Source organism: Acetobacter orleanensis (assembly GCF_001581005.1).
In the GTDB taxonomy this organism is placed as follows: Bacteria; Pseudomonadota; Alphaproteobacteria; order Acetobacterales; family Acetobacteraceae; genus Acetobacter; species Acetobacter orleanensis.
Genome location: NZ_LHZV01000066.1, coordinates 25,861 through 39,834, shown reverse-complemented (window position 1 = coordinate 39,834; position 13,974 = coordinate 25,861). Strand labels below are relative to the sequence as shown.

Here is a 13,974-nt window from a genome sequence, read left to right as displayed (position 1 = left end):
GCTGACCATGAGCCTTGCAACAATACCCGCCCACCTGCCGTTTCTTGATCAGCTTGCAACGCGCTGGCTTCAGGCTGCGGAGTATCACCCGGAGGTGGTAGGGGAAGGGACAATCATTCTACCCGGTCGTCGTGCGGCGCGTGGTCTGACGGAAGCGTTTTTGCGGCAGATGGATGGCCGCGCCATGTTACTACCTCGTATTCTGCCTGTCAGCGCACTGGATGAGGCGGAACTGGGGTTGGCGTCCGATCTAGGCGGGCAGACCGGGTTTGACCTACCTCCTGCTGTTGCCGGGATGACGCGCCTTGCCGTGCTGACACGCTTTGTCTTGCAGGCAGAAGGCGCTTTTGGAACGCGCCCTACGCTGGATCAGGCATGGCCACTTGCCAAAGCGCTGGCGGACCTGATGGATGAGGCCGAGTGGGCGGATGTCGATCTGGCGACACGGCTGCCGGAAGCTGTGCAGGAAAACTTTGCCGAACATTGGCAGGTGATCCTGAAATTTCTGGAGATTGTTACCCGTGTCTGGCCGGACTGGCTGGCAAGCCAGCAGGTGATGAATCCGGTTGCGCGTCAGGTCATGTTGCTGCGGGCGCAGGCACGGTTATGGCAGGAGCAGGCGGTTCAGGGGGATAAAACTCCTATCTGGGCAGCAGGGTTTACTAATGTCATGCCTGCCACGGCGGAAGCGTTGCGTGCGGTGCTTTCCCGTGCCGGTGGGAAGGTGATTTTGCCCGGTCTGGATCTGGAAATGCCGGAAGAGACTTTTGTGCGCCTTCCAGATAGTCACCCGCAGGCTGGCTTGAGTCATCTACTGGCCGCGTTGGACAGGGTGCGGGCGGATGTCGAACTCTGGAAGGGTGAAGGCGGTTTTCCCGAGCGGGCACAGGTGTTGTCCCGCGCGTTGCTGCCAGCGTCGGCTCTGGAGGATTGGGCGCGCTCTGGCCCTACACATCTTGCACAGGTCTCCCGGCTTGATGCCGCTGACCAGCAGGAAGAAGCTGTTGCCATAGCGATGATTTTACGGAACGTGGTGGAAACACCAGAAAAACGGGTGGCGCTCGTGACGCCAGACCGTGCGCTTGCCGCACGTGTCGCAACAGAACTGGCCCGCTGGGGCGTGCTGGCGGATGATAGTGCCGGAGCGTCTCTCATTGAAACACCCGGTGCCGTGTTGCTACGTCTTGTTGCACAGATGGTCGAAAACAGATTTTCCCCTGTCTCCGTTCTATCTGTTCTCAAACATCCGTTGGTATCTTGCGGCCTTTCCATGGGGACATGCCGTGCAACAGCGCGCCTGTTGGAGCGGACCGTGCTCCGTGGCCCGGCGCCACCACCCGGTTTTGCGGCTCTGCGGGGGGCGGTCACGGCTGTTCTGGCAGAGCAGGCGAAAGACGAGCGAGCACGTGAGCGTGCAGAAGGCGGTGCCGAGGCAGATCGCCCATATGGGCCGGAACCTCTGGAAATCTTTATGGATCGTCTGGCTTTTTGTCTGGAGCCTATCTTGCCATGGGATACCAGAATGGCCAGCGCAGGAGCAGATCGCCTTGCAGAGGGGCCTGAGCCAGAAGTGTATGACACCCCGGAAGGCGATGCGGCTGACGCTGGCGCGGTAGGTGAGGCACCGGATTTCAGTTGTCGGGAGCCTGTGCCGGATTTGCTGGCGGCTTTGATTCAGGCCGTAGAACGCCTTGTTAAAACAGACGAAGAGGACGCTGCCAAACGCCTATGGAGTGGCGAGGAAGGTAATAGTCTGGCCGGGCGTTTGACAGAATTGATGATGGCGTCTGATGTTCTGCCGCCGCAGCCACCCGCTGTGCTGGATGGTCTTCTGAGTGCTGTGCTGGCGGAAGATCGTGTGGCGGTGCGGCGCGGGGTGGAGCATGCGGCGTTGCATCCGCGTGTGTTGATCTGGGGTTTGTTTGAGGCCCGTCTGCAAACGGCGGATGTGGTGGTTCTGGGTGGCCTTGCGGAAAATATCTGGCCCCCGGCGGCGGATGCCGGGCCGTGGATGAGCCGCCCTATGCGGCAGCGTGTGGGGCTACCCTCACCAGAGCAGGCGGTGGGGCAGGCGGCGCATGATTTTTTTGCCTGCGCGGCTGCGGCGGGTGAGGTTGTGCTGTCCTGCCCGCGTCGGCGTGATGGCGCGCCGGTGGTACCCGCACGCTGGATTTCCCGGCTGGATGCATTTTTGTCTGGACGAGGTCTGGCTGTGCCGCCGCATCCGGTGCTGGACTGGTTGCAGGTGCTGGACAGGCCGGATGGTCCGGCACGTCCCGTTGCGCCACCACGGCCCACGCCGCCTGTGTCCCTGCGCCCGCGCCGTTTGAGTGTGACAGAAATCGAGACATGGGTGCGGGATCCCTATGCCATTTATGCGCGCCATATTCTGAAACTTCAGCCATTGCCGGAATTGGAAGAGGCGGCGGATGCCTCGGATTACGGGATGATTGTGCATGATGCGCTGGAGGACTGGTTCCTCACGCACGGCACAACATGGCCTCCGCAGGCGGAAGCCGGGTTGCAGGCGGCGTTCCGCAAGGCCTTGCAGGCCCGCGCCCTGCGCCCGGTTTTGCAGGCATGGTGGGAGCCACGGCTTATGCGCATTGCGTCATGGGTTGCACAGGCGGAAACGGCGCTGCGTGAGCAGGCAGGGACCCCTGCGGCCATCCGTACGGAATCGCGCGGGCGAGTGGATATTCCAGATGCCCCCCATGGCGCATTTCGGCTTGTCGGGCGGGCAGACCGCATTGATTATGATACTGAAGGCCGCGTGATTGTGCGGGACTATAAAACAGGCACACTCCCTTCTGTGCGCGATGTGCGGTCCGGCTGGAGCCCCCAGCTTCCGTTGGAAGCCGCAATGATTTTGCGCGGTGGTTTTTCCGGCCTGCCTGCCACCGCGGATATTGCGGGTCTGGTTTACTGGCGGCTGACAGGTGGCGCGGAGCCGGGTGAGGAAGTGGCGGTCAAGCCGGAGGCAGAGGCCTCTCTCACCGCGTTGGCGGAACAGACATGGGAAAGTCTGCGGCAGCGTGTTTGGGCGTATGATAGCCCGGAGCAACCCTATCTATCTCATCCGCATCCCGGCAGGGAGCCACGTTTTGCGGATTATGCGCGTCTGGCCCGTGTGCCGGAATGGAACACGACCCGGATGGAGGATGAGGCGTGAGCACTTCTCAGATTATGTCGCAGACTCCTGAGTTTTCAGAGGCCATTGCGCAGGCTAACCATCAGCAGGCTCTGGCATCTGACCCGATGGCGTCAGTTTTTGTCTCGGCGTCCGCCGGAAGTGGCAAAACCAAACTGCTGATTGACCGACTGCTGCGGCTGATGTTGCCTCGACCCGGTCTCGCAGGCGGAGAGGTTCTGCCCGGTAGCCCGCCTGCGCGTATTTTGTGCCTGACCTTTACCAAGGCCGCTGCGGCGGAAATGGCCATCAGACTCCAGAAACGTCTTGGCCGGTGGGTGACACTGCCGGATGATGCGCTCAACAAGGAATTGCAGAGCCTGTCTGTGCCCTGCACTGCCGAAACACGTAGACGCGCGCGGGCATTATTCGCGGAAGTGCTTGATCTTCCGGGTGGGATGCGGATTGGTACCATTCACGCCTTTTGCCAGTCTCTCCTGCGGCGCTTTCCGCTGGAAGCCGCCATGAACCCGCATTTTACCGTGATGGAAGAAACGGATGCCCGACTGGCCCTGCAAGGATGCGTGGAAACCGTTTTGGGTAAGAGTGCTACCAGCAGCATAGAACCTCTGGCGGGGCAGATCAGTCTTGCGGATTTTGTCAGTCTGGTCAGCACGCTCCGGCATGAGCCACGCGCAGAAGCTATCCGGACCCGTGTTCTTGAAACCCCTCCTGTTTTACCAGTGGTTTTGTGTAGGGTTCTTGGTTTACCACAAGGCGCACTCAAGGGGACGGATGCCGCGCAGATTGAAGCGGCTTGCACGGATTTTCCGGGCGAGGACCGTCTGCGGGAGTATATCCCAACACTGGTTACTAAAGGCACGGACACGGTTAAAGCCACGGCCTATCGTCTGCTGGACTGGCTGGCGTTATCTCCTGCTGGCCGGGCAGGGCAGTGGGATGTGTGGCGGAATGCCCTGCTGACCAAAGATGGTAAACCGAGAAAACGTGGCCTGATCACAACAAAACTTGCAAATGACCATGCGGATCTGGCAACGGTTCTGGAGCAGGAAGCCGCACGGATTCTGGCGGTGGAAGAAGCTCTGCGGGCCAGACGGCTGGCGCGGCTTGGTCTGGCACTTTTGAAAACGGCGGCTCCGGTTGCAGCACTCTATGATCAGCGCAAAAGTCAGCGTGGTCTTGTAGAATATGATGATCTTATCCGACGCACACTCGGGCTTTTGCAACAGCCGGGTGCTGCATGGGTATTGTATAAGTTGGATGGCGGGATTGACCATCTGCTGCTGGATGAAGTGCAGGATACCTCAAGCGAGCAATGGCGCATTGCGGGAGATTTGACCGCAGAGTTTTTTGCTGGTGAAGGCACGCACACGCGGGAGCAGGGGCCGCGCACGGTCTTTGCCGTGGGGGACTATAAACAGTCCATTTATGGATTTCAGGGTGCGGACCCGGAGTCTTTCAGAGCATGGCGGCGGGAATTTAAAAATCGGACGGCTTTTGCGTCTCTGCCATGGCAGGAGCCAGATTTAACGGTGTCTTTCCGCTCCACAGCGCCAGTGCTGGCGTTGGTGGATGCTGTTTTTTCTGTCCCGGAGGCCGCACAGGGTGTGGCGGAGGAAGATGGCCGCGCCATGCGTCATCTGACAGCTCGGCCGGGCGAAGGTGGGCGCGTGGAGTTGTGGCCACTGGCTGAGGCAGAAACGGACGGGGAGGAGACCCTCAGCCCGTGGGAGCCACCAACCGCCAACACCACGCGCCAGAACCCGCAACAGAAACTTGCCGATACACTAGCCCGTTTTATTGCACGGCAACTCAAAACACCGCCGGAAGAGGGTGCAGCCCCGCTCACGCCGGGAGATGTGCTGGTGCTGGTGCCGCGTCGGTCCTCGTTTGTCACAGCGTTGATCCGCGCTTTGAAAACCGAGAATGTGCCGGTGGCAACACTGGTGCGCACCGGGCTAGCGGACCAACTTGCCGTGCAGGATTTGATGGCGCTGTGCGGCGCATTGCTGTTGCCGCAGGATGATCTGACACTTGCCTGTGTGCTGACATCGCCTCTGGGCGGTTTGTCAGATGAAAGCCTGATGGCGCTGGCCACTGGGCGCGGTAAGGCGGAGCCGCTTTGGTCCGCTTTGCGCGTGCACCATGCTGAGCGGCCCGACTGGGCGCAGGCGTGGCAGATGCTGGATGGGCTGTTCCGGCGCGTGGATTATCTGACCCCGCATGAACTGCTGTCTGAAGCCTTGGGGCGGTCTGGCGGGCGGGCGCGTCTGCTGGCGCGGCTCGGGCCGGAAGCTGCCGAATCGATTGATGAACTGCTTTCGGCCGCTCTGCGCTATCAGGACATGCACCCGCCCTCCTTGCAGGGTTTTTTGCACTGGCTGCGTAATTCAGAAGAAAGCGTGAAGCGGGAAGCCGAGGCTGGAGGCGATGCGGTGCGCGTCATGACCGCGCATGGGGCCAAGGGGTTGCAGGCGCGGCTGGTGATTTTGCCCGATACGGTCGGCACACCCCGGTTTGAGGACAGGCTGTTCTGGGTAAAGGACGGCCCGACCGGGCTGGACGTGCCGCTTTATGTTCCGCGTGGCGCTTTGGCTGTCAGCGTGACGCAAAAGCTGCGGGCGGCCATGCAGGCCAGCGCTATCGAGGAATATAATCGCCTGCTCTATGTCGCATTGACCCGCGCGGCGGAGCGTCTGGTGGTGTGTGGTTGGAAGCCGGGGCGGGTGGTGCCGCCGGAAAGCTGGTATGAGCGGTGCCGCAAGGGGTTTGAAGTCGCAGGGGCTGTACCGCAGGACTGGGATTCTGGCGGCTGGACCGGCGAGATGCTGGTACTGGAAGAAAAGCCCCGGCCCCGTGCGCAAAAGGACGGGATGCAGAAGGCCGAAGTGCAGGTGGAAGATCAGACCGGTCTTTCAGTCAGCCGGTCTTCGGCCAGTCTGTCTCCGGTTCACCCCTCTCAGGCCAGCTTCTCTGGAGCCAGTTCTTCCGGGGGCAGTTCCTCTGGGGCCAACTCGCCCACGGTTAAAGCCCCATCCCTGCCAGCGTGGCTGGGGCGGGCGCCCTTATGGCAGGGTGTACCGCCCGTGCCGGATGCGCCGCTGGCCCGGCCTTTGGCTCCCAGCCGCCCGGATGACGCCATGCTGGGGCCTTTGCCGCCTGTACGGTCTCCGCTGGATGTGGCGACCGTGACCCCCGTTGCGGCGCGTGAGGCCGCCTTCCGGCGCGGCACACTGGTGCATGCGCTGTTGCAATATCTGCCCGCCTATCCGCCAGCGCAGCAGGCAGAGCGGGCGCATGTCTGGCTGAACCGCCCCGCTAGTGGGCTGACGGCGGAGGACGCTGCCACTCTGGCGGAGCAGGTGCTGGGAGTGCTGGCGCTGGCGGATCTGGCCTCCCTTTTCTCACCACAGGCGCGGGCGGAGCAGCGGCTTGCCGGTGTGGCAGGCGGGCAGGTGATTGTGGGTCAGGTGGACCGCATGATTGTGCTGTCGGACAAAGTGCTGGTGTGTGACTTTAAAACCGGACGGCACACGCCGCGTACAGTAGAGGCAACACCCGTGTTGTATCTGCGCCAGATGGCGGCTTACCGCGCTTTATTACAGGCCCTCTACCCGGATAAACCAATACGGTGCGTGCTGGTATGGACGGAGGGGCCGCGTGCGGATGTGCTGCCGGATACCCTGCTGGATGCCCATGCTCCGGGTAAAGGCACGCAGGCCGCATCTTGACCGGATGCGCTGGCCCCTTAAGTGTAGAGGCACACGCTGTGGGCGGGGAACCGTTTGCGGTCAGACAATTTATGCTTCTGTCAGGCGTGCCTGCATGCCACCCGTCCACCAACAAGGAAGAGACAATCCAATGAGTGAACATACGCTTGCTGTTACAGATTCCAGTTTTGACGCCGATGTGCTCAAGGCCTCCGGTCTGGTGCTGGTAGATTTCTGGGCGGAATGGTGCGGCCCGTGCAAGATGATCGGCCCGGCACTGGAAGAGCTCGGCAAGGATTTTGCCGGGAAACTGACGGTGGCCAAGATCAATATTGATGATAACCCCGTCTCCCCCAACACCTACGGCGTGCGCAGCATCCCGACGCTGATGCTGGTTAAGGATGGTCAGGTGCTGGATACCAAAGTGGGTGCGTTGCCCAAAAGCCAGCTTAAAGCGTGGGTTGAAGGCGCTCTGTAAGCCTTATTTTCAGGCGTGATGCGCCGCCCTGTCGGGCCATAATGCTTGGCAGGACGGCGCAAGCAGCGTAAGGCACGCAGCACTAGGGCTAAGCCCGTTTTTTTGATTTATTGTTAGTTGCAGGGTTCAAGATGAGCTGGATCACCGAATACGTCCGTCCCAAAATTCGCGGCCTTCTGCGTCGTGATGTGCCGGATAATCTGTGGACCAACTGTGACTCGTGCAGTCAGATGATTCTGACCAAGGAACTGCACCGCGCCATGAATGTGTGCCCCCATTGCGGGCATCACATGAAAGCTTCAGTGCCGGACCGTCTGGCATGGACGTTTGATAACGGGGAATGCACCCGCATTGAACTGCCACCCGCGCCGGTGGACCCGCTGGGCTTCCGTGACCAGAAAAAATATACCGACCGGCTGAAAGATGCCCGCGCCAAGAGCCATCTGGATGAATCCCTGATTGTGGCGCATGGCACGATTGGCGGTCATCCCAGCGTTGTGGGCGTCATGGCGTTTGAATTCATGGCCGGCACCATGGGTGCTGCTTTTGGTGAGCGTTTTGTGGCGGCGGCCCGTCTGGCGGTGCTGCAAAAATCCCCGCTGGTGATTTTCACGGCCTCCGGTGGTGCCCGTATGCAGGAAGGGGCGATCAGCCTGATGCAGATGCCGCGCACCACCATTGGCGTGCAGATGCTGAAAGAAGCTGGCCTGCCCTATATTGTGGTGCTGACCAACCCGACCACAGGCGGGGTCACGGCTTCCTTCGCCATGCTGGGTGATGTGCAGATTGCCGAACCTAATGCGTTGATCGGCTTTGCAGGCCCGCGCGTGATTGAAGATACGGTGCGTGAAAAGCTGCCCGAAGGCTTCCAGCGGTCCGAATATCTGCTGGATCACGGCATGCTGGATATGGTCGTCAAGCGTAAGGATATGCGGGAAACTCTGGCCCGTGTGATCGGCCTGCTGATGCGCACACCTGTTACACCGGAAGGCGGCAAGCTTGAGGCGACGCCTGCGGCCACGATGCCGGATGCAGCGCCTGCGGCTCCTGCCGCCTGAGTGCTGCGCGCGTGACATCTCCTGCTAGCGGCTCCGCCCCGACGACTGAGTTTTCCGGCCGCACAGGTGAAGTGCTGGAGCGGTTGAACCGCCTTTATCCAGCGTTGATTGACCTCTCGCTGGGGCGGCTGGAAACCCTGCTGGGCAAGCTGGGGAATCCGGAAGAAAAACTACCGCCCGTTATCCATGTGGCAGGCACCAACGGCAAAGGCAGCACCTGCGCCACGCTGCGGGCCATTGGCGAGGCTTCTGGCTGGCGTGTGCATGTGATGACCTCCCCGCATCTGGTGGATGTCACGGAACGATTCCGCATTGCCGGTAAACTGGTGAGCGAGGCCGAACTGGTCGCCACACTGGAAGAAATCGAGCAGGTCAACGCGGGCGCGCCGATCACCGTGTTTGAGGTTCTGACGGCGGCGGGCTTCCTGCTGTTTTCTCGCCATCCGGCGGAACTGGCGATTATCGAGGTCGGTCTGGGCGGCCGGTGTGACGCCACCAATGTGCTGAAGCACCCGGCGGCCTGCATTGTCACCTCTGTTTCCATGGATCACGAGGCGTTTCTGGGGAACACGCTGGAAGCGATTGCCGCGGAAAAAGCCGGGATTTTCAAACCCGGTGTGCCAGCCGTAACCGGTGCGCAGCCGGACGCCGTGCGGCTGATGCTGGAAGCGGAGGCCCGGAAGGTGGGGGCACCGCTAGCCTGCCGTGGGATCGACTGGCAGATTGCCCCGGCAGATGCTAACGGGGCGTTAGAGCCTGACGGCAGCCTGACCTTCACCGATTCTTACGGCGCACTGACCCTACCTGCCCCGGCCCTAACCGGCCCATGGCAGATGGAAAATGCCGGTCTGGCTGTAGCGGCCCTGCGTGTTTCGGGCCTGAATGTGCCGGACGCGGGCTGGCAGGGTGTGGGCAAAGTCTCATGGCCTGCGCGGATGCAGCGTTTGCACGGCACGCTGGCTGAAAGCCTGCCCGTTGGATGGGAACTCTGGCTGGACGGCGGCCATAACCCCGGTGCCGGTCATGCGCTGGCGCAGGAATTGCAGACATGGAGGGATGAGCCCCTGCATCTGCTGGTAGGCATGAAGCAGACCAAGGATGCCACAGGCTTCCTGAACCCGGTGCTGCCTTACGCCACCACTTTGTGGGCAATCAGTGAACCCACACAGCATCTGGCGTTGCCAGTTGAGGCGATTGTCGAGGCGTCTGCTGGCAAGGCGCAGGTTGGCCCAACATTGGTTCAGGCGCTGGCAGCGCTCAAAGCGCAGTCCGACGGAAAACCGGCGCGCGTGCTGATTTGCGGGAGCCTGTATCTGGCTGGCGTTGCGTTGACGCAGGATGGCTGGACGCCGGGCACGTAACAACGCTCTTCGGATTTACCGAGAGCGGACAAATAATATTTCTGAAATTAGGAAAGAATGGTGCCCCCATTCAGATTTGAACCCAAAGCTCCATAAGTGATTGAGAAGCATATATTATTGACCCAATAAATTAGCATGCCACGCAGCTATGCGTTACAGCTAGATGGTAAACAGAAAACGAGAGCTGAGGATAAAGCTGTTCAGTCATGTGACAATCCTAAACTTTTCTCATATGCGTTTGTCGCTCGTTGGATGTTGTTTTGTATTCGAATTGAGGGAACAAAGGTCTCGTCAATTAAAATTGGATCGTAGCCTTCATTAGCGGGGGTGAGGCACGTTCTATGGATATTTCCAGCGCTAAAAATAGGCCGAGAAGGGCGATTGCAGGATTGGGCCTGTAGTTTGGTCCCTTCCCCTGTCGCTCTCCAATCCATCTCAGAAATGGAAACAGTATTACCTCTGAAGGTTATCTTATAATTTGGGTCAATTGATTTACATAAATAGGCTAGACGCTGTTCGGAGTCGTTTTTCGTCATGGGAGTGACATCTGAAAAATGGAACGGCAAAGATTTATGATAATGAGGTTCTAGTCGCTGATACAGCTCATAGGCACTGGTCCTTGACTTGAAAGCAACCCCCTTCGTTTTCGCAAGTTTTTTTAGAAAATTGTTACATCGCTTTGCGAGGCACGTCGTAAGAGCCGTTAAAAGCTCGCTGAAGCGATCTTCAGGAAGATACAGTAGGATGTGGATATGAAGACCATGACCTCCTCTGCGGTCATTCTCATGTATTCCTACGGCAATATAAAGCGCGTTGTGTCTTCGCAAGCAGTCGGCGATGGCGCGGCGAAGATTCTTGCTTAGCTCAAGTGGGTCAGTTTGTTTGTCGTCGTCAAAGCGTGAGAAAACGATACCCAACATCTGATTAGGCCGGTAGCTGAGCTTATCTGCCCGCTGATAGTCCTCAATAAGGTTTCGTATGTGCTCAGGTTTGGTATGGGCACCTTCGATGCTATTAGGAGCATTCTTCCTGTATTTGCTCTGAGACCCTACAGGAGTGCCCTTAAGGGTATCAGCTACATATATAGGCTGGGTCACATCGAGTGCCATTTTCACCTCTTAATTTTCATTATTAGAGTGGCTGTTTTCTGCGGGTATCCAGTTTTTTCTAAAGGCCATTTCAATGCATGGTTTAAGCCTAAAAAAGATGTGAATTTTTGCACCCTATCCAACAGATAGGAAATGAAGCTCCAGTATCAAGAGCCGTTTGCATTTTTCCTACCGCCTCCTAAAAAACATAGGTATGGGGTAGAAGCTATTTTCACTCATTCTAGGACTTCGTGATCTTATTCTGGTTATTCTTTTTCCTCTATAACCTCTGTTGTGTCATCAATGAGTGAGTTCTCTTCTGTTTCTAGGAGGGCCAGTTCTTCCGATGTCAGATCTTGATTCTCAGTTTTTTGCTTCTTCCGTAGCTCAGCAATCTCTTCAGGTGTAATTTCCCGGACAACGAGCACTGGAAGCTCGTCTTGAGGGGTTAATTCATCCATTCGGGTTATTTCTTTACTCATCTTCCAAGCGTTGCTGAGAGCTTCTGCTGCGGTAGCTAAAGCTCTTATTGTCCTACCGTTGGGAACAGGCGCATTAATTTCTCGCTGGAGGGCATGTCTTACCAGATTTACGTCGGACCACATTTCTTGACGGATGTATCTCACGCACTCCTCTGGGTTTTCCATTGTGGGCAGAGGACTACGAACCGAGATACAGTTTTCCTTGCGTTCGGTTACCGCTGCATCTGCTGCATCGACCTTAGCAATAGCTTCTGGAAGATGCATACACACGGCCCTCTCTGAAACACTAAGGCGCTCGGCAATTTCTTTGTAACTGTAACCAATCTTATGCAGTTCGACAGCGCTTATCCATTCAGCCTCTGACAATTTTCTGTATTTTCTCTTGTTGGGCTGTGTCATCGCACAATACTCCTGCAAAGATGATTTCCGATTGCAGTGAATTCTATCATAAATCATAGTGCGTTAATCGATTGCATTTTTTATTTCCACAATTGAATTTGTGCATTCAGCCGCTAAAAACACTTAGGTAATCCGAAGGAATAATGTTTTTTGGATAGCCACCTCCCTCCGTGGAACGTAATCTTTTTCGTGATGTCACTCTTCATCTTCGATGAGTTGTCTTTCTATATAAAATCGTTCAACGTTGGTTGGATGATTTTATAAGGATTCGAGGAATATGTCAGACGGACGTTTCATCGCGTATTATCGGGTTTCAACCGAACGGCAGGGTAAGAGCGGCCTTGGGTTGGAAGCACAACAGAAATCGGTATTGGACTACCTCAGCGGAGCAAATTCGACTCTGGTTGCGGAGTTCACGGATATCGAAAGCGGCAAGAATAACTCTCGTCCTGAGCTTACCAAAGCACTGTCTCTGGCAAAGCTTACAGGCGCAATATTGATCATTGCTAAATTAGACCGTTTAAGCCGTAATGCCACGTTTCTTATGTCGCTACGGGACGCTGGTGTAGAGTTTGTGGCAGTTGATCTGCCCAACGCTAACAGGCTAACGGTAGGTATTATGGCTTTGGTTGCAGAACAGGAGCGTGAAGTAATTTCTGGCCGCACTAAGGCAGCTTTAGAGGCGGCTAAAGCCCGTGGTGTAAAATTAGGAGGTTATCGCGCAGAAGCAAAGCCAGACGCAGCTAAAGGGTTAGCAGGTATCAAAAAGAAAGCTGATCATTTTGCCGTTTCTGTAATGCCAATTGTGCGCGAAATTCAGGCTAGAGGGGTAACTAGCCTGAATGGAATTGCGAAAGAATTAATATTGCGTGGAATTAAAACTAATAGAGGTGGTATTTGGACGGCAACGACAGTAAAAAATTTAATATCAAGAAATTCTTTAATTTAATTCAGCTTCTAAAGCGCTTTCTTTGTCGTTGATTTTTCCAAACACACTGTCTTCTACTGATTGTTTTATGTTGCAATGAGATGTTATTTCATAGGAATCGAAGCTCTCTAGGGTCTTTATGCCTGATAACAGTGATATATAGTAATCTTTTGCAGCCTTTAATTGTGATTGTTTTTTTATTGTTTTTGTAAAATCTTTGTATTCTTTCGTTATTTCTTTTTTTACGTCACTAAATACATCTGATGCGCTTGGGTATTTTGGTGTGCTGTCTCGAAATCTATTCGTATCCCCTAAATGATCAATAATATCGATAGATCTCACATGATCAATGTCCCCGCAATAGATCATAGCTTTAGCTTTTAATAATACAGGTGGAGCAGTTAGAAATTCATTGCCAGCAGCATTTGCGTTATGAGAGAAAAAAATAGCCCAAACAAGGCAGTTATTGAATTAATCCTTCTAAATGTTATCATTTTTTAATCCTTTCTTTGAGAAAGAGTTGTTTTACTTAATATTTTATTTCTGTGATATTTAAAAATCACACATCTGATATGCATTTGTATTTAAATATAAGTCGTTGGAAAATCTAAAACTGTATATATAAGGATAATTTGATTATTCAAAGGAATTTTATGATGTTGTTTCGTTCATCTGGACTTGTGGTTTTACTTTTGAGTCTTTCAGCTTGTGCCTTGGGGTCAGAACATATTGACGTTGCTTATAAGCCTTCAAAGCAAGCCGAGATACTCGCTTCTGCTGCCTTGGCACCCGTTCAAATTGCAGTTTCTACGGATCATTTGTCACCTAATGATAGGGTCGGAACCAAAATCAACGGTTATGGTATGGAAGGCGGCAGCATCCAAACAACGAAGCCTATTTCAGATATTGTTAAATCTGCTTTTGAAACGGAATTACTTGCACGTGGCTTCCCTGAGAAAGCTGGTGGTAAAACTGTAACTGCGGACGTTACCAAGTTCTACAATAAGTTTCACGCTGGTTTTGTGGGGGAAGCTGTAGCTACCGTAGAAATGAATGTTAAAGTAACTGGTCCTAATAACAGCGTATTGTATGAGAAGGCTGTAACAGGTGCAAAAACGCGGGGAGGTTTAATGGCAATGACTTCTGGTGAAGCTCGAAAAGCACTTGAGGGGGCCTTGTCTGACGCTGTTTCACAAGTTGTCAGTGATCCCAATTTTATAAATACTCTTTCGTCTGTCGTGGTTAACAAGGAAGGTATTAACTCTTAAAAATTCTTTTTCTGAATATAATATTGGCTGTTGTTAAAATAATACAGCCAA

General features: G+C 55.4%; 10 protein-coding genes. 7 read left to right on the top strand and 3 right to left on the bottom strand.

The window, feature by feature from the left end; genetic code table 11:
• Positions 1-7 precede the first annotated feature (7 nt).
• From addB to AD949_RS11080, 5 genes are all read left to right on the top strand, one after another.
• Positions 8-3,172 (top strand): double-strand break repair protein AddB, encoded by a 3,165-nt coding sequence (gene addB / locus AD949_RS11100; RefSeq protein ID WP_048836253.1) that lies wholly within the window; start codon positions 8-10, stop codon positions 3,170-3,172.
• A gap of 14 nt (positions 3,173-3,186) precedes the next feature.
• Positions 3,187-6,882 (top strand): double-strand break repair helicase AddA, encoded by a 3,696-nt coding sequence (addA, locus tag AD949_RS11095; protein WP_048836276.1) that lies wholly within the window; start codon positions 3,187-3,189, stop codon positions 6,880-6,882.
• Between the two features lie 130 nt (positions 6,883-7,012).
• A complete protein-coding gene (gene trxA / locus AD949_RS11090; RefSeq protein ID WP_025829565.1) occupies positions 7,013-7,339 on the top strand; it encodes a thioredoxin TrxA in 327 nt (108 codons plus the stop codon).
• Positions 7,340-7,470: 131 nt separating this feature from the next.
• Entirely contained in the window at positions 7,471-8,397 is a 927-nt protein-coding gene (accD, locus tag AD949_RS11085; RefSeq protein ID WP_082064769.1) for an acetyl-CoA carboxylase, carboxyltransferase subunit beta, read from the top strand.
• Positions 8,398-8,408: 11 nt separating this feature from the next.
• Entirely contained in the window at positions 8,409-9,758 is a 1,350-nt protein-coding gene (locus AD949_RS11080; RefSeq protein ID WP_048836252.1) for a bifunctional folylpolyglutamate synthase/dihydrofolate synthase, read from the top strand.
• Positions 9,759-9,958: 200 nt separating this feature from the next.
• Here the strand turns inward: AD949_RS11080 and AD949_RS11075 are convergent, their stop codons facing one another.
• Together AD949_RS11075 and AD949_RS11070 are read right to left on the bottom strand one after the other, a co-directional pair.
• Positions 9,959-10,867, bottom strand: coding sequence for a hypothetical protein (locus AD949_RS11075; RefSeq protein ID WP_048836251.1), 909 nt, complete (start codon positions 10,865-10,867; stop codon positions 9,959-9,961).
• Positions 10,868-11,112: 245 nt separating this feature from the next.
• Positions 11,113-11,727 carry a helix-turn-helix domain-containing protein gene (locus AD949_RS11070; RefSeq protein WP_048836250.1) on the bottom strand — a complete coding sequence of 205 codons (615 nt, stop codon included), beginning with the start codon at positions 11,725-11,727 and terminating at the stop codon, positions 11,113-11,115.
• Positions 11,728-12,004: 277 nt separating this feature from the next.
• Here AD949_RS11070 and AD949_RS11065 point away from each other — a divergent pair, with 277 nt between their 5' ends.
• A complete protein-coding gene (locus tag AD949_RS11065; RefSeq protein WP_048836249.1) occupies positions 12,005-12,676 on the top strand; it encodes a recombinase family protein in 672 nt (223 codons plus the stop codon).
• Here AD949_RS11065 and AD949_RS14175 read toward each other — a convergent pair.
• Positions 12,668-12,997, bottom strand: a complete 330-nt coding sequence (locus tag AD949_RS14175) for a hypothetical protein (protein ID WP_141325357.1) — start codon at positions 12,995-12,997, stop codon at positions 12,668-12,670. The two genes, AD949_RS11065 and AD949_RS14175, sit on opposite strands and share 9 nt — an antisense overlap.
• Before the next feature lie 311 nt (positions 12,998-13,308).
• On the opposite strand from AD949_RS14175, the gene AD949_RS11060 reads away from it, so the two are divergent.
• Positions 13,309-13,923 carry a YajG family lipoprotein gene (locus tag AD949_RS11060; RefSeq protein WP_048836247.1) on the top strand — a complete coding sequence of 205 codons (615 nt, stop codon included), beginning with the start codon at positions 13,309-13,311 and terminating at the stop codon, positions 13,921-13,923.
• The last annotated feature ends 51 nt before the right edge of the window (positions 13,924-13,974 follow it).

Excerpts from the sequence above, each read along its gene's own strand:
- addB (WP_048836253.1), top strand. The coding sequence starts at position 8 with ATGAGCCTTGCAACAATACCCGCCCACCTGCCGTTTCTTGATCAGCTT.
- addA (WP_048836276.1), top strand. The coding sequence starts at position 3,187 with ATGTCGCAGACTCCTGAGTTTTCAGAGGCCATTGCGCAGGCTAACCAT.
- trxA (WP_025829565.1), top strand. The coding sequence starts at position 7,013 with ATGAGTGAACATACGCTTGCTGTTACAGATTCCAGTTTTGACGCCGAT.
- accD (WP_082064769.1), top strand. The coding sequence starts at position 7,471 with ATGAGCTGGATCACCGAATACGTCCGTCCCAAAATTCGCGGCCTTCTG.
- AD949_RS11075 (WP_048836251.1), bottom strand. The coding sequence starts at position 10,867 with ATGGCACTCGATGTGACCCAGCCTATATATGTAGCTGATACCCTTAAG.
- AD949_RS11070 (WP_048836250.1), bottom strand. The coding sequence starts at position 11,727 with ATGACACAGCCCAACAAGAGAAAATACAGAAAATTGTCAGAGGCTGAA.
- AD949_RS11065 (WP_048836249.1), top strand. The coding sequence starts at position 12,005 with ATGTCAGACGGACGTTTCATCGCGTATTATCGGGTTTCAACCGAACGG.
- AD949_RS11060 (WP_048836247.1), top strand. The coding sequence starts at position 13,309 with ATGATGTTGTTTCGTTCATCTGGACTTGTGGTTTTACTTTTGAGTCTT.